Source organism: Burkholderia sp. RS01, assembly GCF_039748055.1.
Taxonomy (GTDB): Bacteria; Actinomycetota; Actinomycetes; order Actinomycetales; family Micrococcaceae; genus Arthrobacter.
Window position 1 is genome coordinate 66,213 of the sequence record NZ_JBDLAK010000008.1, and the last position, 21,234, is coordinate 87,446.

Below are 21,234 nucleotides of genomic sequence, written 5' to 3' on the forward strand. Positions count from 1 at the left end.
GGCTACACGCCCCAGCGCAGGGCGGGGGTGTGCACGGGGGCATCCCAGAGGGCAGTCAGTTCGTCATCGAGCCGGAGTACCGAGATGGAGCAGCCCTGCATTTCCAGTGCTGTGATGTAGTTCCCGACGAGGGAGCGCTCCACGGTGGCTCCCCGGTCCGACAGGACCTGCGCGGCCCGACGATAGACAATGTAGAGCTCGCTCAGCGGCGTCCCGCCCATGCCGTTGACGAACAGAAGGACCTTGTCTCCGGAGGCCACCCCGAGATCGCCGAGTATGGGTTCGAGCAGGCGGTCGGTGATGCCGTCGGCTCCCTCCATGGCGATCCGGTGCCGCCCTGGCTCACCGTGGATTCCGATGCCGATCTCGATCTCGTCGTCCTTGAGGTCGAAACTCGGCGAGCCCGCATGCGGGACGGTGCATGCGGAGAGCGCGACACCCATGGTCCGCACATTCTGATTCACCCGGTCCCCGATGGCCGCAACGGCATCGAGGTCATCGCCCCGCTCAGCCGCGGCGCCGGCAATCTTCTCGACCAGGACCGTGCCGCCAACGCCCCGGCGACCGGCAGTGTAGAGGGAGTCCTCAACGGCGACGTCATCATTGACCAGTACCGTGCGAACCTCCACGCCCTCTGCCTGTGCCATCTCCGCGGCCGTCTCGAAATTGAGGACGTCGCCGGTGTAGTTCTTGACGATGTGGACCACTCCTGCGCCGGAGTTGACGGCGAGTGTGGCCGGGATGATCTGGTCCGGGGTGGGTGACGTGAAGACGGCGCCGGGCACAGCGGCGTCGAGCATTCCCAACCCGACGAATCCGGCGTGGAGGGGCTCATGCCCGCTGCCGCCGCCGGATACCAGGCCTACTTTCCCCGCCACGGGGGCATCCCGGCGGGTAACGAACTTCGGATCTGCGTTGACTGTCACGAGGTCGGCATGGGCGAGCCCAAATCCTTCCACTGATTCGTCCACCACAGCGCGGGGGTCATTGATGAGCTTTTTCACGGCCGGGCTCCTGGGCTCTCGGTACTTCGATATTGACATCGGTCAAGATGTGATTTGACCCTACTACCGGGACCCGGCCTTCGGTAGCTCTGGTGACCGCCATGTGCGGAAACCCCGGCGGGCAGTCGCTGCAACAGCGCGGGAACAGCGGAAGGGACAGCCCCCAATGACTGTCCCTTCCGGCGTTCCCGAAAGTTTATCCAGCAAATGTACAAAAAGAAAGATCCTGTTGAGGGAACGTTGAGCGGATCTTGATTCGTTCCAGCGGGAAATCCGCACTACCGCTGGCACTATGGCGTCGATAGACGGTCACTGGACCGGCAAATCCGCGTAGCGGGGGTACCCTCAATGAACTCGAAACGTCCCTTTCAGGGGGCCGCCGCCCTGCTGATCGCCGCCTTCGCCGTCGGCACCGCCGCGCTGCTGTGGCTCATGGTCTCCACAGAGGTTCCGGTGACCGCCCACTCCCCCAGCCGGGGGATCATCCTCGGGCTGTGGAGCGTCCTCTACGTGGCCGATGCGCCGTCGGCGTGGCTGTTGGCGGCGGCGATCGCCGTCGCGCTTCTGCTGATTGCCGGGGTGGCGCTCACAGAGCGGCTGGTGGCCACCCGTGCGCGGCGCTCGGCAAGCCCCGCCCAGCCGCTGGCTCCGCGGCTGGTGATGGCGGCAACGCGGGGTGCCTACGCCGGCCCGCTGACCGTGAGCGTGCTCATTCCGGCCCACAATGAGGCCGTTTCGCTGCCGTCAACGCTGTCGTCGCTCCTGACGCAATCACGGCCGCCGGACCGGGTGATCGTCGTCGCGGACAACTGCACCGACGCAACCGCGGAAGTGGCCCGCCGGGCCGGAGTCGAAGTCTTCGAATCGGAGGGCAATACGCAGAAGAAGGCCGGCGCCCTGAACCAAGCCCTGAAACAACTCCTCCCCCGGCAGGGCGACAACGACCTTGTCATGGCCATGGACGCCGACACCGTGCTCGACGACGGTTTCCTGGCGGCCGCGGCCGGGCGATTCACGAGGGACCGTGCCCTGATGGCACTCGGCGGCCTGTTTTACGGGGAACAGGGGCACGGGCTGATCGGCCAGTTCCAGCGCAATGAGTACATCAGGTATGCCCGGGACATGCGTCGCCGGCGGGGCAGGGTCTTTGTGCTGACGGGGACGGCCTCCATATTCCGGCCGGCGGCGCTGCGGGCTGTGGCCGAATACCGCGGCCCTTCCCTGCCGGGCGTTCACGGCGACGTCTACGACACTGCCGCACTGACCGAAGACAACGAGCTGACCATCGCTTTGAAGTCCCTCGGCGCGCTCATGGTGTCTCCCGCGGAGTGCACGGTAGTCACGGAGCTCATGCCCACCTGGCGCACGCTGTGGGCCCAGCGCCTCCGGTGGCAGCGTGGTGCATTGGAGAACCTCGGCGCGTACGGGTTCACTCCGCAGACGGCACGGTACTGGGCCCAGCAGTTCTGCCTGGGCTACGGCGTCATCGCCCTGAGTTCGTACCTGCTGCTCATAGCCCTGATGGCACTCGCCCAGGACACCTGGATCTGGTTCCCGTTCTGGCTGGGGCTGGGCGTGCTGTTCTCAGCCGAGCGGGTGATCACCGCGTGGCCCGGGGGCTGGCGGGCGCGGCTCCTGGCCCTCACCGTCTTCCCCGAGCTGGTGTTCGACATGTTCCTCAACGTTGCCTACGTCAAGGGCATCATTGACATTTCCCTGGGCCGGCAGGCCAGCTGGAAGCACATCACACGCCAGGGGCCGTCCCTACCGGCGCAGGATGTCTCGGCCCCGGCGAAGGTGGGCTGAGCGGTGATGACTGGATTCGGCCCGACCCCTGCGGGGCTGCTCCTGCCGGAGCCGCTTCTCTATTCGGACTGGTTCGCCATGATGGCTGCGTTCGTCGCCGTGAACACGGTGATGTACGCGGCGCTTGCCGTCGCCAAGATCCTGCCGAGGCTCCACCCTCCGGAGTGGAGGCGCGGGCAGCGGTCCGAGACCCGCAGCATCTATCCGGAAGGCCACCCGGAGGCCGGGGAGATTCCTAGAGGGTCTTGATCATCCGGGTGTTGCCGAGCGTGTTCGGCTTAACCCGGGCCAGATCCAGGAATTCGGCCACGCCCTCGTCATGCGAGCGGAGCAGTTCGGAGTACACCTGGGGGTCCAGCGCCGACTGGTCGGCCATCACTTCGAAGCCGTGCCGCTTGAAGAAGTCCACCTCGAACGTCAGGCAGAACACCCGCGAGACACCGAGCGCCACGGCTTCCTCCAGCAGGCTCTCGACGAGGACGTGGCCCACGCCCTTCCCCCGCCAGGCATCCGAGGCTGCCAGCGTGCGGACCTCCGCGAGGTCCTCCCACATGACGTGAAGGGCGCCGCAGCCGATCACCTCTCCGTCAGCCGACTCCGCGATCCGGAACTCCTGCAGGCTCTCGTAATACGCCACCGTCTCCTTGGCCATCAGGATCCGTTGGTCGGCCAGGGGCGCCACGAGTCTCTTGATGGCAGCCACGTCACTGGTGCGGGCGGGGCGAATAGAGAAGGCGTCAGTCACAGCCCCCATCTTACGGCGACCGCCGCACCCTCCTCCCCGCTCACCTCCGCCGCCTCACCTCCGACTCACCTCCGGCTCGGAGACTGCGACATTTACCGCGTGCTCGCTCGTTCCTCGCTTAGACGCACGCTACGTAAATGCCCCAGCCTCCTTCGCCTCGTGCCGTACCGCACCTTGGGTCCTTGGCCGGTCCGGCCCCAACCCTTCCCGGCGTTTGGCGACGTGCGCTTGAGCGGCGACCTGATCAGGCACTTGTGTAGGCGCCGTCTAAGCGAGGAACGAGCGAGGCGCCGGCAAATGGCTGTCCGGTCGCTGCGGAGGTGACCACGGACGGCGAGCCGGAGGTGACCACGGTTGGGTAGCAGGAGGTGGCGGGGGTGGTTTAGAGGCCGAGTTCGGGGGGTAGCGGCAGCTCCTTGCCCAGGACGTTCCTGGCGAGGAAGTGCTCCACTACGCCGTACCAGACCTTGGCGTGCTGCGGCTGCAGGATCCAGTGGTTCTCGTCCGGGTAGAACAGGAACCGGTGGCAGGTCTGGCCGTTCTCGTCGGCGGCGAGCTGGGATTTGGAGAGCAGTTCGTACCAGAGCCGCAGGCCTTCGCCGATGGGCACGCGGTAGTCCTTGTCGCCGTGGATCACCAGCATGGGCGTCCGGATGTTCTCCACGTGGAGGTGCGGTGAGTTCTCCAGCTCCATCTCCGCCGTCATTTCCTTGAGCCAGTACTGGGACGCGTCCGTTGTGGGTCCGAACTGGTCCAGTGCCCAGAGGCTGGCATGCGTCACGATCGCTTTGAACCGGTCCGTCTGGCCGGCCACCCAGTTGGCCATGTAACCGCCGAAGGACCCGCCCATCGCGGCCGTCCGGCTTTCGTCAATGTCCGGCCGCTGCACCACCGAGTCCGTGACCGCCATCAGGTCCGTGTAGGGCGCCTTGCCCCAGCTGCCCCAGCCCCGCTGGATGTACGACTGGCCGTAGCCCGTGGACAGGGCAGGGTCCGGCAACAGGACGGCGTAGCCCTTGGCCGTCAGCAGCCAGGGGTTCCAGCGCCAGGTCCACGCGTTCCAGGACCCCAGCGGCCCGCCGTGGATCCACAGCAGCAGCGGGGCGGGGCTGTCCGCCGAAGCCCCTGCCGGCAGCGCCAGGTAGGCGGGAACGCGCGCGCCGTCGGCCGCCGTCGTCTCGACCCGTTTCAGCGAACCCGCAAACTGCGGGCGCTCAGCCGGCCCCGGCAATCTGGTGACGTCCCCGGTGGCCAGATCGATGCGCACGGGCTCCGTCGGGAATTCGTAGGAGCTGCGGAGCGCATAGGCGCCCGCGCCGTCCGGTGAAACCACGACGTCGGTGTAGGCCGCAGCGTCCGGCGTCACCCGGGCGACGCTCCCCTGCGCGGCTCCTGCCGCAGCGGTGACGCTGAAAACGGGCGACGCGCCGTCGTCGTCCGCCGTGACCAGGAGGGCCGAGCTGTCCGGGAGCCAGGACTGGGGGTGCGCCCAGCGGTCCCAGTCGTGAGCCAGGGGCGTGAGGTCCTCCACACCGGCCGGGCCGGAAACGTCGAGAAGATGGAGCTTGACCTGCGGGGCCTCCTGCGGCGTGGTGTCGCTTTCGCTGACGACGGCCAGGAACCTCCCGTCCGGGCTGACGGGCCCCGGGAAGTAGCTCATCCCTTCGCGGTCGAGGAGGACCCGCTGCGTGCCGGTGGCGACGTCCACCGCGACGAGGACGGAGCGCAGGTCCGCTTTGGCCAACGGCTTGGCGAAGCTCGTATAGATGGTTTTTCCGTCCGGGCTGACGACCGACTCGGCCTCACGGAGCCTGGATCCCGCCGCTGGCGTGAGGTTCCTGAGCTTCAGCGGCGCGGCGCTGTCCACAGTGCCGGGTTTGCCGGGTTCCTTCTCCGGCCCGGGTTCCACGGCGAACAGCCGCGGCTGGGCGGGGCCGAGGTCAGCGTCCCAGTACCGGACGGGGTATCCGCTGTGCAGGATGGCCGCCACCTTGTTGTCCTTGCGGCTCTTGCGGCGTTCGGCGTCGGTGTCTTCGTCCGTGGAACCCGCGAGGACGGCGGCAACCACGAAGGCCGCGTCCGCGTCCCTCGCCGTCATCACCTTTTCCACTCCGCCGGGCCTCGACAGCACCACCCGGGCCTCCCCGCCGTCGGCCGGCAGCAGCCAAAGGGCAGTCACGGAATCGCTGTCACTGTCAGCGTTTCCGGTGTTCTCCGGGTCGGGGCGGGCGGACGTGAAGTAGACGTCGCCGTTGGCCGCGAACGCGGCACCGGCCTCGCCCTTGGCGCTGCGGGTGATGCGGCGGGCCTGCTTCTGCCCCGCAGGATCGACCTCCCACAGCAACGCGACCGGCCCTGCCCCGCAAGACCGGCCGCGCCCGGGGCCGGTTAAGGGGGTCAGGGCCGGTTGAGAGGGTCAGGGCCGGCCAAACGGGCGAAGGCCGGTTATGGGGGATGGGGGCGGGCAACGCAGAAGCCCCGCCTGCTCCCTTGCGGGGCGGGCGGGGCTTCCTGGTCGCTGGAGTGCGGTTCGAGCCTAGGCGCTCGGGGCGATTTCCGGAATGCGCGGCTTGGCGTTGCCGGCGAAGGTGAACTTGGCGTCGTCGCCTTCGCCGTCCACATCCACCACCACGATGTCACCGGAGTGCAGCTCGCCGAACAGGATCTTCTCCGAGAGCTGGTCCTCGATCTCGCGCTGGATGGTGCGGCGCAGCGGCCGGGCACCCATGGCGGGATCGTAACCGCGGGTGGCCAGGAGGACCTTGGCGGCCTTGGTCAGCTCGATGCCCATGTCCTTGTCCTTGAGGCGCTTCTCCAGGCGCGTCACGAACATGTCCACGATCTCGATGATCTCGTCCTGCGTCAGCTGCGGGAACACCACGACGTCGTCAACACGGTTCAGGAACTCGGGGCGGAAGTGCTGCTTGAGCTCCTCCGTGACCCGGGCCCGCATCCGGTTGTAACCGGTCTGGGTGTCGGTGCCGGACTGGAAGCCGGTGGCAACGCTCTTGGAGATGTCCCGGGTACCCAGGTTGGTGGTCATGATGATCACGGTGTTCTTGAAGTCCACCACGCGGCCCTGGGAGTCGGTCAGCCGGCCGTCTTCCAGGATCTGGAGCAGTGAGTTGAAGAGGTCCGCGTGGGCCTTTTCAACTTCGTCGAACAGGACCACGGAGAACGGACGGCGGCGGACCTTCTCGGTCAGCTGCCCGCCCTCTTCGTAGCCCACGTAGCCCGGAGGGGCACCGAAGAGCCGCGACACCGTGTGCTTCTCCGAGTATTCGGACATGTCCAGGGTGATCAGGGCGTCTTCTTCACCGAACAGGAATTCGGCGAGGGCCTTGGCGAGCTCGGTCTTGCCGACTCCCGTGGGGCCGGCGAAGATGAACGAACCGCCGGGGCGCTTCGGGTCCTTCAGTCCTGCGCGGGTGCGGCGGATGGCCTGGGACAGGGCCCTGATGGCCTCGTTCTGGCCGACGACGCGCTTGTGCAGTTCGTCTTCCATCTTCAGCAGTCGCGAGGACTCTTCCTCGGTCAGCTTGAACACCGGGATGCCCGTCGAGTTGGCGAGGACTTCGGCAATTAGGTCCTCGTCCACCTCGGAGATGTCGTCCATGCCGCCGGTCTTCCAGTGGCGTTCCTTCTCCGAACGCTCCGTGATGAGCTTCTGCTCCTTGTCACGCAGCGCAGCAGCACCCTCGAAGTCCTGCGCGTCAATCGCGGACTCCTTCTCCATCTTCAGCTCGGAGATGCGTTCGTCCATCTCCTTCAGCTCCGGGGGAGCTGTCATGCGGCGGATGCGGAGCCGGGCACCGGCTTCGTCGATGAGGTCGATCGCCTTGTCCGGCAGGAAGCGGTCCGAAATGTAGCGCTCGGAGAGGTTCGCTGCCGAGGCGAGGGCGCCGTCGGTAATGGTGACCCGGTGGTGCGCCTCGTAGCGGTCGCGCAGCCCCTTGAGGATCTCGATCGCGTGCGCCACCGAAGGCTCCTTCACCTGGATGGGCTGGAAGCGGCGCTCTAGTGCAGCATCCTTCTCGATGTGCTTGCGGTACTCATCCAGCGTGGTGGCGCCGATGGTCTGCAGCTCACCGCGGGCCAGCATGGGCTTCAGGATCGAGGCCGCATCGATGGCGCCTTCCGCGGCACCGGCACCCACAAGGGTGTGGATTTCATCGATGAAGAGGATGATGTCGCCGCGGGTGCGGATCTCCTTGAGGACCTTCTTCAGGCGCTCTTCGAAGTCGCCGCGGTAGCGGGAGCCGGCCACGAGGGACCCGAGGTCCAGCGTGTACAGCTGCTTGTCCTTGATGGTCTCCGGGACGTCGCCGCGGACGATCGCCTGGGCCAGGCCTTCGACGACGGCGGTCTTGCCGACGCCGGGCTCGCCGATAAGCACCGGGTTGTTCTTGGTGCGGCGGGAAAGGACCTGCATGACGCGTTCCATTTCGGATTCGCGCCCGATGACGGGGTCCAGCTTGTTCTCGCGGGCAGCCTGCGTCAGGTTCCGGCCGAACTGGTCCAGGACAACCGAGCCGGCAGGTGTGCCTTCAGCCTGTCCGGGGCCGACGCCTGCGCCGGTGGTTTCCTTGCCCTGGTAGCCGGAAAGCAGCTGAATGACCTGCTGGCGGACACGGTTGAGGTCCGCACCGAGCTTGACCAGCACCTGCGCCGCAACACCCTCACCCTCGCGGATGAGTCCCAGCAGGATGTGCTCCGTGCCGATGTAGTTGTGGCCCAGCTGCAGGGCCTCACGCAGCGACAGCTCCAGCACCTTCTTTGCACGCGGGGTGAAGGGGATATGGCCGGAGGGCGCCTGCTGGCCCTGGCCGATGATCTCCTGTACCTGCTCGCGGACGCCGTCGAGCGAAATGCTCAAGGACTCAAGAGCTTTGGCGGCAACACCCTCACCCTCATGGATCAGACCCAAGAGGATGTGTTCGGTACCAATGTAATTGTGGTTCAGCATGCGTGCCTCTTCTTGGGCAAGCACAACTACGCGACGGGCACGGTCCGTAAATCGCTCAAACATTTCGCCACACTCCTAGCTACGACGTACTTTGATGCTACGTGGGAGATCCAGACTTGGGGAGCTTGTTCGCCACAGGGGAAACCGTGACGCTTGCGCCGACTCCGCAGCCGGCCGCCGGAACCGGCCGTGCGCCGCCCAAAACGTCTCCTCGGGCGTCCTCGCTGCCCCGCGCCGCCCGCCCGCGCATTGCGTTCCCTTCGGCGGCAATACCGGCCCGGAATAACAGCTGATGGCTTCGTCACATTTACGGATATGCCCGATGATGAAGATCCGGTATTCGCGAGCTGGCGGATTACTCCGCCCGGCAGATGATTCCGCCAAGAGGGGACGGCGGCCGATTATGGCGGCGGGAAAGAACCTCGGGCTTAAAGGATGGCGCCCCCGGTAAACACCGGAGGCGCCGTTCTTATGCTCAGAGTCCCAGCGGACTAGGAATTTGCCTTTTGGTAGGCTTCCTGAATTTCAGCCTGGATGCGGCCGCGGCTATTAACCGTGTATCCGTGGTCCCGTGCCCACTGCCGTATCTGCGCCGAGTCCTGGTTGCGTCCGCCCGATGCCTTGGTGCGGGCAGGGCGGCCGCTGGACGTTTTGCGGCCAGCGGAAACAAAGCGTTCCAGCGCGGACCGCAGTTCTGAAGCATTGGCGGATGACAAGTCAATTTCGTAACTCACACCATCCAGCCCAAAGCGGACAGTTTCGTCCGCCGATCCCCCATCCAGATCGTCCACGAGGACGATATTAACTTTCTGTGCCATGAAAATTCTCTCTTTTGGAAAGGGTCCTGAATCCAGAAAAGCAGGATGTAACTATTGAAGTATCTCCCGCATTAAGGCAACGCGTCAAAACGCGCAATGGTTCCCTGTGGAAAGCACCCGGAAAGAATGTTGCCTGCTAATTGTCTGATTCAGCCGTTGGCTCGGAAGGAGCGTCCGTGGCCGGACCCGGCCGGGGTCCGGCAGCCGCCGGCCCGGCACTCGTCGGCCCGGCGGCAGGCCCGGCGGGCCCGGAAGCGCCGGCGGCTGCCCGCGCGTCGGCTTCGGCCTGCGCACGGGCCTCGGCCTGGCGCTCGGACTTGTCAGCGTTAAAGATCGACTTCATGGCGAACCAGAAAAGCAGGCCCACCACGAGCGAGGGCAGCAGTACGGCTACGTAGTCCACGGTCAGTGCCCCTCGGGCTTCAGCAGCGGGAAGAGGATGGTCTCGCGGATGCCGGCGCCGGTGAACAGCATCACGAGGCGGTCGATGCCGAGGCCGATGCCGCCCATGGGCGGCGCCCCGTACTCGAGGGCACGGAGGAAGTCCTCGTCCAGCTGCATTGCCTCGACGTCGCCGGCGGCCGCGTGCCGGGACTGCTCGGTGAGCCGTTCCCGCTGGATGACGGGGTCGATGAGTTCGGAGAAGGCGGTGCCGCGCTCCATGCCGCCGATGATGAGGTCCCAGGCCTCGATGAGGCGGCCGTCCTCGCGGTGCGGGCGGGCCAGCGGCTGGGCCGACGGTGGGTAGTCGTACACGAACGTGGGGTTCAGCAGCGTGGGCTCCACGATCTCGCCGAACAGCTCCACGGCCAGCTTCTCGGCGTCCCACTTCGGGTCCACCTTGACGTCGTGCTTCTCCGCCACCGCGCGAAGTTCCTCCAGCGGGGTGTCCGGGGTGATCTCCTGGCCGACGGCTTCGGAAAGGCCCGGGTACACGGCCAGCCAGGCCCAGTCGCCGTCGAGGTTGATCTCGCCGGCATCGGTCTGCAGGGTGCGTCCGGCGCCCACGGCGTCCGCGGCGTCGAGGATGATCTCTTTGATGCGGTCTGCCATGACGAACTGGTCAGCCCAGGCCTCGTAGCATTCGAGGGTGGTGAATTCGGGGCTGTGGGTTGAGTCCACGCCCTCGTTGCGGAATACGCGGCCCATGTCGTAGACCCGGTCGATGCCGCCCACCACTGCGCGCTTGAGGTAGAGCTCGGTGGCGATGCGGAGGGTCATTTTCTGGTCGAACGCGTTCATGTGCGTTTCAAACGGCCGCGCCAGGGCGCCGCCGTGGACCAGCTGGAGGATGGGGGTCTCCACCTCCACGTAGTTGTGGCGGTACAGGCTTTCACGGATGGAGCGGGTGATGGCCGCGCGGGTGTAGACCATCTCGCGTGCCTCATCGCGGACCATCAGGTCCACGTAGCGCTGGCGGACGCGGGTTTCCTCGTTCAGCCCCGCGTGCAGCACCGGCAGCGGGCGCAGTGCCTTGGACGCCATGGACCAGGACTCCGCCATGACGGAGAGCTCGCCGCGGCGGGAGGAGATGACCTCGCCCTTGATGAAGACGTGGTCGCCCAGGTCCACCAGGGCCTTCCAGTCCGCGAGCGCCTCTTCGCCGACGTTGGCGAGGCTGAGCATGGCCTGCAGCCGAGTGCCCTTACCGTCCACGCCGCCTTCCTGCAGCGTGGCGAAGCAGAGCTTGCCGGTGTTCCGGACAAACACCACGCGTCCGGTGATTCCGACGACGTCCCCGGTGGTCTCGTCGGCTTCCAAGTGCGAGTATTTTTCCCGGATCTCGCTGAGTGAATGCGTGCGCTCAACACCCACCGGATATGCCTCGGCCCCGCGTTCAATCAGCTTGGCGCGCTTTTCCATGCGGATGCGCATCTGTTCGCTGGCGTCGACCGGCTCTGGGGCATTCTTGGGGGCAGGGGTGTTTTGGGAAGTCACAATCATCAAGTTTACCGGGACTTCGCGTACCCGGCTTTCGGGGCCGCCGATGCGCCGGCGGCCGCTGCCGGATTCCTGTCAGGAGCGGGGCATAGACTCTCGCTGTGGAGACGTGGACGGTTAAGGCGGACGACGGCGGCGGCCAGCTTGAGGTGCATTCCTTCCGGCCTGCGGGCCTCGCGGCAACGCACGGCAGCTCCCCCGCCGCCGGTGACCCGCCAGCGCCGGCGGCGCCCGGCGTCGTCGTAGTTCATGGAACGCTGGTGACCGACGCACTGTACCGTCCGTTCGCCCGCAACCTGAGCCTCCTGCTGAGCCGGCCGGTGCACTGCTACAACCGCCGGGGCAGGGCCGGGTCTGCGCAGCAGCCGGACGGCTACTCGTTGGCCACCGAGATCAGCGACCTCGCGGCCGTCATGCGGGCGACGGGATCAGAGGACGTGGTGGCCCACAGCTACGGCGGCTTTGTGGCTCTTCAGGCGGCGCGCGGCATTCCGTTCCGGCGGCTCGTGACCTATGACGCCGCGGTGTCGCTGTCCGGAAACCTGGGCCACCGCTGGCGTCCGGAGCTGGAGCAGGCCATGACGGCGGGGCAGCTGGACCACGCCTGGGCACTTCTGGTGCACGGCCTGGAGACCGCGGGGCCGGTCTCCCACCTGCCGCTCGGGGCACTCCGGATGCTGAGCATCCTGTCCGCGCGGACCAGCCTCGGCGCCGAGATGCGGGAGCTGCTGCCGACTGCCGTCAGGGAAATGCGGGCCGTGCTGGACACCGACGCCCGCCCGGACGATTTCGTGGGAGTGTCCACACCCACGCTCATGCTCAGCGGCGGCTGGAGCCCAGGATATTTTGCCGACATGGGGCGCCAGCTGGCCGCGGCAGTTCCGGCGATCGAGTTCGGCGTGGTTCCGGGCCAGCTGCACGAGGGCCCCATCCGTCCCGGGAAGCGCCTGGCCATCAGGATGGCGCGCTTCCTTGACGGCACCGACGGCAGGCTGCGTCGCTAAGCATGCAGCCGCCGGGCATCGGGTCACCACCGGGCCGGCGCTCAGGCGGGCCGGGCTGTCAGCGGGGCCCGGCCTCGGCTAGGCTCGGAGCATGACGCGCGAGATCATCAGCACACCCGACGACGGCAAACTTGAGCTGTTCACCACGGGCGCGGAGCTCGCATCGGCGGGTTCCGGCGTCGTCGTCGTCACGGCCTCCATGGTGACGGCCGCCGACTACACCCGCTTCGCCCAGAAGCTCAGCGCCGAACTGGGCCGCCCGGTCCACACCTTCAACCGCCGGGGCCGCGGCGAATCGTCCGAGCAGCCCGCGGATTACACGCTGGACGTCGACATCCGAGACCTCGATGCGGTGATGAAGCACACGTCCAGCACGGACGTTTTCGGCCACAGTTTCGGCGGCGCCGTGGCGATTCACGCGGCACGGACCCTCCCCGTGGAGCGGCTCGCCGTCTATGACCCCGCCGTTTCCGTCAACCACAGCGTCAAGGCTGACTGGACCACAGAATATGAGCGCGCGACGGCGGCCGGAGACGACGACCGCGCCCTCGCCGTCTTGCAGCGGGGGCTTGAGGCCGGCGGAGCGTTCTCGTCGCGCATGCCGCTGTCCATGCTGACCCTGGCCAACAAGCTCACGGCCGGCACGTCGGTCGGCAAGCAGCAGCGCGAGATGATGCGCACCGGCGTCCGTGAGATCAAGGCCATCATCGCCGCGGACATGCCGGCGGAGCCGTTCCTGGAACTGCCGCTGGAGACGCTCATCATTGTGGGCGAGAAGAGCCCTGCCTATTTCGGCGTGGCCTGCGGCCAGATCCACGACGTCCTGTCCGGCTCCAGCTACACCATCCTGCCGGGCTTCGGGCACGACGGCGTCAACCGCGCACCGGACAAGCTCATCACGGAACTCAGCGACTTCTTCGCCGGCTGAGCCTGCCCCCTACCACGGCGCGAACGGGCAGATAATGCCCTCAAAATGAGGATTTGCGGGCATTATCTGCCGGTTCGCGCTCAGCGGGAGGGGCTTAAGTGCCCGTTCGCGTTTAGTGGGCCGCTGCTCCTGATGCGGCGCCGGACGTCTTGCGCATCATGGCGGACAGAACGACGGCGGCTACTGCGATGATGGTGGCCGTCAGGAACGCGGCGTTCATCCCGGCGACGAGCCCGGATCCTGCCGAGACCACGGCGAAGATGGACACCAGCAGCGCCGTGCCGGCGGCACCGGCAACCTGCTGCAGGGTGCTCATGATGGCGGACCCGTGCGAGTACAGGTGCGGAGGCAGCGGATTCAGCCCGGTGGTGAAGGCCGGCGTGAACAGCAGGGCGAGCCCCAGGCTCAAGCCGACGTGCAGTGCGATGATCCACCACACCGGCGTGCTGGCGTTCAGCATCGAGAACTGCCACAGCGCCAGCACCATCAGGGACGATCCCGACACGGTGAGCGGCAAGGGGCCCACTTTGTCGAACAGCCGGCCGATTACCGGTCCGAGCAGGCCCATGGCGAGGCCGCCGGGCAGCAGGGCCAGGCCGGTTTCGAGGGACTTCAGCCCGCGGATTTCCTGCAGGTACAAGGGAAGCAGGATGACGGCGCCAAACAGCGCCACCATGGCCACCACCATGAGCAGCACGGACACCGTGAACATGCGGAAGTTGAACGCCCTCAGGTCCAGCAGCGGGGCTTCGGACTTCTGCAGCTGGAGCTGGCGCAGCACGAACGCGACGAGTCCGGCTACGCCGATGACCAGGGCCGCCACGGCGATCGTGCTCGCTCCGCCGTCGCCGCCGTGGCTTCCGCCGATCTGGCTAAGGCCGTATACCAGGCCGCCAAATGCGGGGATGGTCAGCACCACCGACACGAAGTCGAGCTTGGATTTCTCTGTTTCGCCGACGTTAGTCAGGAACCTGGCACCGATCGCCAGCGCCGCCAGCGCGATGGGCAGGACGAAGACAAACATGAAGCGCCACGAGAAGTGTTCCAGGATCAGGCCTGAAACCGTGGGACCCATGGCCGGCGCCACGGAGATGGCGATGCTGACGTTGCCCATGACAGCCCCGCGGCGTGCCAGCGGAACCAGGGTCAGGATGGTGGTCATCAGCAGAGGAAGCATGATGGCGGTGCCGCCGGCCTGGACGATTCGCGCCAGCAGGAGGACTTCGAAGCCGGGCGCGGCAGCGGCGAGTGCGGTTCCGCCGGCGAAGAGGCCCATGGCCAGCAGGAAGACGGCGCGCGTGGAGAGCCGCTGCAGGATGAATCCGGTGGTGGGGATCACCACCGCCATGGTCAGCATGAAGCCCGTGGAAAGCCATTGCACCGTGGGGGCGTCCACTCGCAGGTCCACCATGAGCCGCTGCAGGGCAACGTTCATGATGGTCTCGTTGAGGATCACCACGAAGGTGGCCACGAGCAGTGTGACGATGACGGTCACGGACTCGCGGGACATCTTGTCGGCCGGCAGGGTCCCGGTCGGGGCTGCACTGGCCGGCTGCTTCGTTGCTGGAGCCGCTCCGGCGGGCTGGTTCAACGGGGCGTCTGGCTCGCGCACGGGTTCACCGTGGGAGTTTGACGTGACTTCGGTAGACATGGAGAGACCCTCGCGGAGTTGGGAGTGATGGCTTGCGGACACCGCCGCTGCAGACTCCAACAGTGTAAGGGCCGGACTCATTCCCGTACATGGGGAGAAGCTGTGGTGCTAGGAACTGAGCGGCACGTTGTCGATGAGCCGCACTGCACCCACCTTTGCCGCAACGATCGCCAGCCCCTCACCGCGGAACGGGGTCTCGCGGCAGTTCTCGGCCAGCGGCTCCAGCGTTCCGGGATCCACCACATCCAGGTAGTCCAGCTCAACCAGCCGCTGGGATTCGATGAGCGCCCGGGCCGAGTCCACATCCAGGGCCTCGTTCGCGTTGGCCCGGTCCTCGATGAGCCGCAGCGAACGCGACAGCACCAGGGCGGCTTGGCGTTCCTCGTCCGAGAGGAAGCGGTTGCGGCTGGACAGCGCCAGTCCGTCATCTGAGCGCACCGTGGGCACGCCGACGATCTCGACGGGAAAGTTCAGATCAGCCACCATCCGCTTAACCAGGACAAGCTGTTGGGCGTCCTTCTGCCCGAAGTAGGCCCGGTAACCCGGCAGGCCTCCTGCCGCGCCGGTGACGAACGCACCGTTCCCGGGGAGTCCGGTGCCGGGGATGCCCAAATGGAGCAGCTTCGCCACCACGGTGAGGGCGCCGTCGAAATGCCCCGGACGGGACGCGCCTTCCCATTTGTCGCCCAGCGCGCCGGCGGTGATCCGGACCATCGGCCTGCCGCCGGGGTACATTTCCTCCACAGACGGGGCGAACACCAGGTCAACGCCCTGTTCCTCGAGCAGGGCCATGTCGGCCTCGAGCGTCCGCGGATACCGCTCCAGATCCGCGGCCTCGCCGAACTGCAGCGGGTTCACGAAGATGGACGCCACCACAACGTCGTTCTGCTCGACAGCGGCCCGCGCCAGCCGCGCGTGTCCCTCGTGCAGGGCACCCATGGTGGGTACCAGGCCTAGGGAGGAGCCGTGTTTCTGGGTCAGGAGCAAGCGGCTCTGGGCACGGAGCGACGCTCCTGTGGTCACTAGTCGGATTCCCATATCAGTTTCCTCCCGGGGCCTGTGGGCCGTCGTCATCTGTGCTGGCGAGGGCGTTGCGGATGCCCTCCAGCTGGTCCGGTTTCAGCAGCCCCCGCCCTTCAGCGCGCCGCGCTGTTGCCCGCGCCATGGCCAGGTACGCCTCGAGGATGTCGCCGCCGGCACCGGCGTCGTGCTCCCGGAGCGCCAGCGCATGAGCGGCCACGGTCCCCGCGTCACCGCGGGCCACGGGGCCGGTGAGCGCGGACTCGCCGGAAGCGAGCGCGTTCTCCAAGGTGGCCCGCAGCAGCGGCCCCAGCATGCGTTCCGGCGCGTCCACGCCCACTTCGCTGAGCAGTTGGGACGCCTGCGCCACGAGCGTGACCAGGTGGTTGGAACCGTGCGCGAGGGCAGCATGGTAAATGACGCGGTCGCCCTCCGCGATGACCACGGGTTCCGCGCCCATCTCCACCACAAGGGCCTGCGCGATGGGCAGCATGGCGGCGTCCGCGGTGACGCCGAACGTGCAGTCCAGGATCCGGGTCAGGTCCAGGCTCATGCCGGTGAAGGTCATGGCCGGATGCAACGCCAGCGGCACGGCCCCGGAGGCTCGCACGGGATGGAGGACCCCGACGCCGAAGCGGCCGGACGTGTGTGCCACCAGCTGTCCCGGCTGCCAGGCGCCGAGTTTGGCCAGCCCCGCCACGAGTCCTTCGAGGGCGTCGTCCGGCACGGCCAGCAGCACCAGCTCCGAGCGCTCCACGATGTCCTGGACGTCAAGCACGGGGACTCCGGGGAGCAGCGTTTCGGCCCGCTCGCGGCTTGCGTCCGAGACGGCGGAAACCCCGACGACGGCGTGTTCGGCCGCGCGCAGGGCTGCGCCCAGGACCGCGCCGACCTTGCCGGCCCCGATGATTCCGACGCCGAGGCGTCCGGGCTTAGCCACGTTGCGGGCCTTCCTGTTGAGTTGGACTGGACGCCCGGTGCGAAACCCGCTGATCGGGCTCGTCGGGAACCGCGGTTTCGACAGGCTCAACCAGCGCGGCAGGCGCAACCAGCGTGGCCACCTGCGCGAGCCAGTGTTCGCTGGTCTGCCGTTTGCGGGCGGCGCGGGCGCGGGCCGCCTGGTCATCGAAGAGCGCCAGGGCCTCCCCGACGTCCGCCTGGATGACGCGCGGCGCCACCGGCCCGGCCGTGGTGTGCAGCACGAGGTCGGCCAGCCCGAATCTGCGCGCCAGCGGTCCCTGGTGCAGCGCCATCGACTGGGTGCGCTGGTGCGGCACCACCACGAGCTGGCGCCACCAGCGTCCCGATCGCATCAGCAGGGCGGTATCGGTCGCGGCGAAGCCGTTGCGCCGCCAGCCGAGCGGCGCCAGGGGGCGGGCCCGGCGCGGCGTGGTGACAAAACCGCCGTCGGAATCCAGGCCGTACAGCCCGGCCCGGAAAACGCGCAGGGGGTCGGCGGTACCCGGATCCGGCAGAACCAGGGCCAGCATGTTCAGGACGTCACCGATTTTCCCCACCGGCAGCAGGGTGGTGCGGGAGCCCGCCTCGCCGTTGCTGCCGGCGGCCCCGTACCCGGCGACGTTGACCTGCATCCGGTACCAGCCAAAGATCCGCCACAGCGGCGGCTGCGACACCCTCAGCGCCTGGATCCTGCCCGGCGGAAGGGTCTGCGCCTGCGTGTCCAGCAGCCCGTAGCGGAGCCTGATGCCGTCCGGGGAGATGGCCGCCGTGAAGTTGTAGCCCCTGTGGAACGACGCCCAGTACGCGGCAAACAAGCCGAGCGCCGCGGGGATCAGGTACAGGAAGAACGCCCGGTTTTCGGTGACCGCGGACAGCACCACGGAGGCCACGCCGCCCAGCACGATGAAGACGCTCTGCTCGCTGAGCAGCAGCGAACCGATCAGGCGCGACGGCGGGACCTGCAGGACCTGCTGCTCGGGCGCCTCGGGCGCGGCTGCTTCAGGACGCCCGGGATCGAGTTCAACTCCCGATGCGCGGGCCAGGATGGTGGCCCGCAGCTGCCGGGCATCGTCGATCCGCAGGTACGCGAGCCTGACCGCTGACTCGCCGGCGTCCGCCACCTCGAATTTCAGTTCTGCCAGCCCGAAGATCCTCGCCAGCAGGGGCTGCACGATATCGATCGCCTGGACCCGGTCCAGCCGGGCCTGCCGCTGCTGCTTGAACAGGAAGCCGGTGTTGACACGTACGTAGCCTCCCGCCACCTGGTACCGGGTGAAATACCAGGACAGGATGAACCCGAGAACTGCCAGAACCAGGACAAGGGCCCCGCCGGCCAGCAGCCACGGCGCCCGGCCGGCAATCCGGCCGTCCATTAGCGGCTCACCCTGGAGCATTCTTTCGAAGGTGTCACGCCCGAAGAAGTACCCGATCGCGGCCAGCGCCACCCAGCCCCGCACGAACGGCGAGGCCGGATGCACCCGCAGCCACTCGCCGTCGTACTCTTCTCCGGGAACAGCCATGGGACCGCCGGCGGTCACAGCCCGGCCAGCCTGGCTTCACCGCGCGCTGGGAGCTGTTCGCGCAGGCGTGCACCTTCCTCGGCAGGCAGCCCGGCGATCGAGGCGTTGGTTGAGGCTGACGCCGTGTGCAGCTTTAGCGTGCACAGCCCCAGCCGCCGCTCCACCGGACCCACGCTGATGTCCACGTACTGCATGCGTCCGTACGGGACCACCATGACGCGCTGGAAGAAGATGCCGCCGCGGATCAGGAGGTCGTCGTCGCGCTCCGCATAGCCGATGGCGCGCACCTGGCGCGGAATCAGGAGCAGGCGCCACAGTGCGAGCACCAGCATGAACGCGGGCACGGCGACGGCCAGCCAGAGGGGCGGCCACCTCCACCAGCCGAGGCGGGTGAAGAGCAGGGGCAGGCTCAGCACGGCAATAACGATCAGGTTGCCGAGGGCCCACTCGACCAGGCGGACCGTGACGTATTTGGGGGAAACGCGGAGCCACGTGATTCCCGGCGGATCAATCGCCGCGGTATGCATACTCGCCTTCCCCTTTTGCCTTGCCGCGGTGGCCCTGGCCGGGCAGGCCCTGCGTCGAATCGGTGTCGCCGTCTTCGGGCGGGATCTTGCAGAAACGTTCGACGACGAGCCCCACCACCACCATGACCAGGCCGCCGCCCGCCATGCCAAAGGCAAGCCAGGTGATGTCCAGGGTGCTGCGCAGGCTCCAGATCCGCAACTGGTCCACGAAAATACCGACGTGCCAGCCCAGCAGGACGGATCCCGCGTACGCGCAGGCCTGCGCGAGCACGAGGGTCCTCGCGGCGAGGATCGGATTGAGCGGGGTCTTCTTCTTGGCACTGTTGCGCCAGCGCAGGACCCTGATGCCCAGGACCAGGGTGAGGGCGACAATCACGCCCATCGTGACGAAAGCGGTGGCCGGCAACACCGGGGTGGCCATGCCGTACCGGCTCGTCAGGACGGCGGCGGACCAGCCCGCAACGGCCACGGCCAGGCCGACCACGGCAAGCAGGAGCGGGTTCATGGGCTTCACGGCCTTACACCGCCCCCGCTGTGGGCACGCCGTCGAAGTCCCCGAACCCGTCGAACGGGGTGAGGTCACGGTAGTCGGCGGCCTGGGCCGCCAGTTCGCCTATGCGCACGCCGTTCAGGGTGGCCGACGGTTCGATCACGGACCAGGGGTAGAGCACGAACGCCCGCTCCGCCGCGCGGGGATGCGGGAGGGTGAGCACGGGATCGGAGCTTTCCAGATCCCCGTACACGATGATGTCGACGTCGAGCGTCCGCGGCCCCCAGTGCACCTCGCGGACCCGGTGGTACTTGTTTTCGACCGACTGGCAGTGCTTGAGCAGCTCCAGCGGCGCGAGGGACGTCTCCACGGAGATCACCATGTTCAGGAAGTCCGGCTGGCCGGCAGGTCCGCCCACGGCCTTGGTCTGCACCACCGGTGACACCGCGAGGAGCCGGACTTCGGGCCGGTCGACGAGGTCCGCCACGGCTTCGGTCAGCGTGTCGTTCCGCTCTCCAAGGTTGCTGCCCAGGGCGAGTACCGCCCGGGTGTACTGGGTGATCATGGCCGCTCCCGGTAGACACTGACGGCGACGTCCCCGAACGGGACCTCGATGGGGGCCTTTGGTTTGTGCACCGTGATCTCCACGGCGTCGATCTTGAATTCGTTGAGCAGGCCGTCGGCCATGCGCACGGCCAGGGCCTCAATCAGGTTGAGGGGCTCACCGGTGATCCAGTCCGTGATCCGGCCTGCCACCTCGCCGTAGTGGGCGGTGTCCCGGACATCGTCCGACGCCGCAGCCCGGCTGAAATCCAGGTGCAGCACGGCGTCCACAACAAACGGCTGGCCCTCGCGGCGTTCGAAGTCGAACACGCCGTGGTAGCCGGTGGCCGTGACACCGCTCAGTGAGATCCTGTCCATCGTGTCCGCCTGCTTAGTGGCCGGGACCGGGGGCCATGCGGGCCGCGACCTTGACTGCGTCCAGGCTGGATCCGACGTCGTGCACGCGGACAGCCCACGCCCCGCGGGCTGCGCTGATCGCCGTGATGGCTGCGGTGGCGGCGTCGCGCTCCTCCGGGAGCGCAGCCTTGCCGGACACGGTGAGGAGGGTGCCGAGGAACCGCTTGCGGGAGGCGCCCACGAGGACCTTGTGCCCCATCTCCTCCAGCCGCCCGAGGTTTCCGAGGAGCTCCCAGTTCTGCTCGTCCGTCTTGGAGAAGCCGATGCCCGGGTCAATGATGATCTGCTCGGGCAGCACGCCGGCCGCGTAGAGCTTGTCCCGGACGCCGTTGAGCTCGGAGACGACGTCGTTCGCGACGTCGTCGTAGTCCGTCAGGGACGTCATGGTCTTCGCATCGCCGCGGCGGTGCGTCAGGACGTACGGCGCCTTGCGCGCGGCCACGAGCTCGGCCATTCCCGGTTCGAGGCTGAGCCCTGAGATGTCGTTGATGATCGTGGCCCCGGCGTCGAGCGCGGCTTCCGCCGTGGACGTGTGGGTGGTGTCGATGCTGACCAGCGCTCCGGCCTTGACCAGGGCCTCAATGACCGGCAGGACCCGCCGCTGCTCCTCCTCGGGGCTGACTTCCTCCGCACCCGGGCGCGTTGATTCACCGCCGACGTCGACGATGTCGGCTCCCGCGTAGAACATCCGCAGGCCGGCGGCGATGGCGGTGTCCGGCGTCGGGTGCTTGCCGCCGTCGCTGAAGGAGTCCGGGGTGACGTTCAGGATGCCCATTACCAGCGTGCGGCCGGTGGGCAGGTCTTCGAATTTGGCTGCCGGCCGCGGTTTGCGCAGGACGGGCAGGGGTGATGTGGCGGGTCCGGTTCCAGGTGCTGCAGCTAGGGAATCCATAG

20 protein-coding genes are annotated in these 21,234 nt (G+C 67.5%); 4 read left to right on the forward strand and 16 right to left on the reverse strand.

Annotated features, from left to right (window positions below):
* Positions 1-2 precede the first annotated feature (2 nt).
* A complete protein-coding gene (dhaK, locus tag ABFP37_RS09405) occupies positions 3-1,004 on the reverse strand; it encodes a dihydroxyacetone kinase subunit DhaK (protein ID WP_078027411.1) in 1,002 nt (333 codons plus the stop codon).
* Positions 1,005-1,352: 348 nt separating this feature from the next.
* Here dhaK and ABFP37_RS09410 point away from each other — a divergent pair, with 348 nt between their 5' ends.
* The gene (locus ABFP37_RS09410) at positions 1,353-2,810 is read left to right on the forward strand and encodes a glycosyltransferase family 2 protein (RefSeq protein ID WP_347033377.1); all 1,458 of its coding nucleotides are present in this window, start codon (positions 1,353-1,355) and stop codon (positions 2,808-2,810) included.
* 6 nt (positions 2,811-2,816) lie between these two features.
* Positions 2,817-3,059, forward strand: coding sequence for a hypothetical protein (locus ABFP37_RS09415; protein ID WP_347033378.1), 243 nt, complete (start codon positions 2,817-2,819; stop codon positions 3,057-3,059).
* Here ABFP37_RS09415 and ABFP37_RS09420 read toward each other — a convergent pair.
* From ABFP37_RS09420 to lysS, 6 genes are all read right to left on the reverse strand, one after another.
* Positions 3,046-3,555, reverse strand: a complete 510-nt coding sequence (locus ABFP37_RS09420; RefSeq protein WP_347033379.1) for an amino-acid N-acetyltransferase — start codon at positions 3,553-3,555, stop codon at positions 3,046-3,048. The genes ABFP37_RS09415 and ABFP37_RS09420 overlap by 14 nt on opposite strands.
* Positions 3,556-3,937: 382 nt before the next feature.
* A complete protein-coding gene (locus ABFP37_RS09425) occupies positions 3,938-5,899 on the reverse strand; it encodes a prolyl oligopeptidase family serine peptidase (RefSeq protein ID WP_347033380.1) in 1,962 nt (653 codons plus the stop codon).
* Positions 5,900-6,091: 192 nt separating this feature from the next.
* The gene (locus ABFP37_RS09430) at positions 6,092-8,584 is read right to left on the reverse strand and encodes an ATP-dependent Clp protease ATP-binding subunit (RefSeq protein WP_078027415.1); all 2,493 of its coding nucleotides are present in this window, start codon (positions 8,582-8,584) and stop codon (positions 6,092-6,094) included.
* A gap of 428 nt (positions 8,585-9,012) precedes the next feature.
* A complete protein-coding gene (locus ABFP37_RS09435) occupies positions 9,013-9,339 on the reverse strand; it encodes an Lsr2 family protein (RefSeq protein WP_347033381.1) in 327 nt (108 codons plus the stop codon).
* A gap of 136 nt (positions 9,340-9,475) precedes the next feature.
* The gene (locus ABFP37_RS09440; RefSeq protein ID WP_347033382.1) at positions 9,476-9,742 is read right to left on the reverse strand and encodes a hypothetical protein; all 267 of its coding nucleotides are present in this window, start codon (positions 9,740-9,742) and stop codon (positions 9,476-9,478) included.
* A 2-nt stretch (positions 9,743-9,744) separates the two neighbouring features.
* On the reverse strand, positions 9,745-11,277 hold the full coding sequence (gene lysS / locus ABFP37_RS09445) for a lysine--tRNA ligase (protein WP_347033383.1): 1,533 nt from the start codon (positions 11,275-11,277) through the stop codon (positions 9,745-9,747).
* Positions 11,278-11,381: 104 nt separating this feature from the next.
* On the opposite strand from lysS, the gene ABFP37_RS09450 reads away from it, so the two are divergent.
* On the forward strand, positions 11,382-12,284 hold the full coding sequence (locus tag ABFP37_RS09450) for an alpha/beta hydrolase (protein WP_347033384.1): 903 nt from the start codon (positions 11,382-11,384) through the stop codon (positions 12,282-12,284).
* Between the two features lie 91 nt (positions 12,285-12,375).
* Positions 12,376-13,212, forward strand: a complete 837-nt coding sequence (locus ABFP37_RS09455) for an alpha/beta hydrolase (protein ID WP_144275859.1) — start codon at positions 12,376-12,378, stop codon at positions 13,210-13,212.
* Positions 13,213-13,324: 112 nt separating this feature from the next.
* Here the strand turns inward: ABFP37_RS09455 and ABFP37_RS09460 are convergent, their stop codons facing one another.
* From ABFP37_RS09460 to folP, 9 genes are all read right to left on the reverse strand, one after another.
* On the reverse strand, positions 13,325-14,863 hold the full coding sequence (locus tag ABFP37_RS09460; protein WP_347033385.1) for a DHA2 family efflux MFS transporter permease subunit: 1,539 nt from the start codon (positions 14,861-14,863) through the stop codon (positions 13,325-13,327).
* A 108-nt stretch (positions 14,864-14,971) separates the two neighbouring features.
* Positions 14,972-15,901 carry a pantoate--beta-alanine ligase gene (locus ABFP37_RS09465; RefSeq protein WP_078027421.1) on the reverse strand — a complete coding sequence of 310 codons (930 nt, stop codon included), beginning with the start codon at positions 15,899-15,901 and terminating at the stop codon, positions 14,972-14,974.
* A gap of 1 nt (position 15,902) precedes the next feature.
* Positions 15,903-16,823: a DUF2520 domain-containing protein gene (locus ABFP37_RS09470; RefSeq protein WP_347033386.1), complete on the reverse strand. Its 921-nt coding sequence runs from the start codon at positions 16,821-16,823 to the stop codon at positions 15,903-15,905.
* Positions 16,816-18,363, reverse strand: coding sequence for a PH domain-containing protein (locus ABFP37_RS09475; RefSeq protein ID WP_078027520.1), 1,548 nt, complete (start codon positions 18,361-18,363; stop codon positions 16,816-16,818). Before ABFP37_RS09475 ends, ABFP37_RS09470 begins: the two co-directional genes overlap by 8 nt.
* A gap of 14 nt (positions 18,364-18,377) precedes the next feature.
* Positions 18,378-18,890: a PH domain-containing protein gene (locus ABFP37_RS09480; RefSeq protein ID WP_347033387.1), complete on the reverse strand. Its 513-nt coding sequence runs from the start codon at positions 18,888-18,890 to the stop codon at positions 18,378-18,380.
* Complete coding sequence (locus tag ABFP37_RS09485; RefSeq protein WP_347033388.1) at positions 18,871-19,395, reverse strand: DUF3180 domain-containing protein; 525 nt, start codon at positions 19,393-19,395, stop codon at positions 18,871-18,873. Before ABFP37_RS09485 ends, ABFP37_RS09480 begins: the two co-directional genes overlap by 20 nt.
* A 13-nt stretch (positions 19,396-19,408) precedes the next feature.
* Positions 19,409-19,945 (reverse strand): 2-amino-4-hydroxy-6-hydroxymethyldihydropteridine diphosphokinase, encoded by a 537-nt coding sequence (gene folK / locus ABFP37_RS09490; RefSeq protein WP_347033389.1) that lies wholly within the window; start codon positions 19,943-19,945, stop codon positions 19,409-19,411.
* Entirely contained in the window at positions 19,942-20,301 is a 360-nt protein-coding gene (gene folB / locus ABFP37_RS09495) for a dihydroneopterin aldolase (protein WP_078027426.1), read from the reverse strand. Before folB ends, folK begins: the two co-directional genes overlap by 4 nt.
* A 13-nt stretch (positions 20,302-20,314) precedes the next feature.
* Positions 20,315-21,232, reverse strand: a complete 918-nt coding sequence (gene folP, locus ABFP37_RS09500; RefSeq protein WP_347033390.1) for a dihydropteroate synthase — start codon at positions 21,230-21,232, stop codon at positions 20,315-20,317.
* Positions 21,233-21,234: the final 2 nt, after the last annotated feature.

Excerpts from the sequence above, each read along its gene's own strand:
- ABFP37_RS09410 (WP_347033377.1), top strand. The coding sequence starts at position 1,353 with ATGAACTCGAAACGTCCCTTTCAGGGGGCCGCCGCCCTGCTGATCGCC.
- folP (WP_347033390.1), bottom strand. The coding sequence starts at position 21,232 with ATGGATTCCCTAGCTGCAGCACCTGGAACCGGACCCGCCACATCACCC.
- ABFP37_RS09430 (WP_078027415.1), bottom strand. The coding sequence starts at position 8,584 with ATGTTTGAGCGATTTACGGACCGTGCCCGTCGCGTAGTTGTGCTTGCC.
- ABFP37_RS09460 (WP_347033385.1), bottom strand. The coding sequence starts at position 14,863 with ATGTCTACCGAAGTCACGTCAAACTCCCACGGTGAACCCGTGCGCGAG.
- ABFP37_RS09480 (WP_347033387.1), bottom strand. The coding sequence starts at position 18,890 with ATGCATACCGCGGCGATTGATCCGCCGGGAATCACGTGGCTCCGCGTT.
- ABFP37_RS09435 (WP_347033381.1), bottom strand. The coding sequence starts at position 9,339 with ATGGCACAGAAAGTTAATATCGTCCTCGTGGACGATCTGGATGGGGGA.
- ABFP37_RS09475 (WP_078027520.1), bottom strand. The coding sequence starts at position 18,363 with ATGGCTGTTCCCGGAGAAGAGTACGACGGCGAGTGGCTGCGGGTGCAT.
- folK (WP_347033389.1), bottom strand. The coding sequence starts at position 19,945 with ATGATCACCCAGTACACCCGGGCGGTACTCGCCCTGGGCAGCAACCTT.
- ABFP37_RS09455 (WP_144275859.1), top strand. The coding sequence starts at position 12,376 with ATGACGCGCGAGATCATCAGCACACCCGACGACGGCAAACTTGAGCTG.
- ABFP37_RS09415 (WP_347033378.1), top strand. The coding sequence starts at position 2,817 with ATGACTGGATTCGGCCCGACCCCTGCGGGGCTGCTCCTGCCGGAGCCG.
- folB (WP_078027426.1), bottom strand. The coding sequence starts at position 20,301 with ATGGACAGGATCTCACTGAGCGGTGTCACGGCCACCGGCTACCACGGC.
- ABFP37_RS09485 (WP_347033388.1), bottom strand. The coding sequence starts at position 19,395 with ATGAACCCGCTCCTGCTTGCCGTGGTCGGCCTGGCCGTGGCCGTTGCG.
- ABFP37_RS09465 (WP_078027421.1), bottom strand. The coding sequence starts at position 15,901 with ATGGGAATCCGACTAGTGACCACAGGAGCGTCGCTCCGTGCCCAGAGC.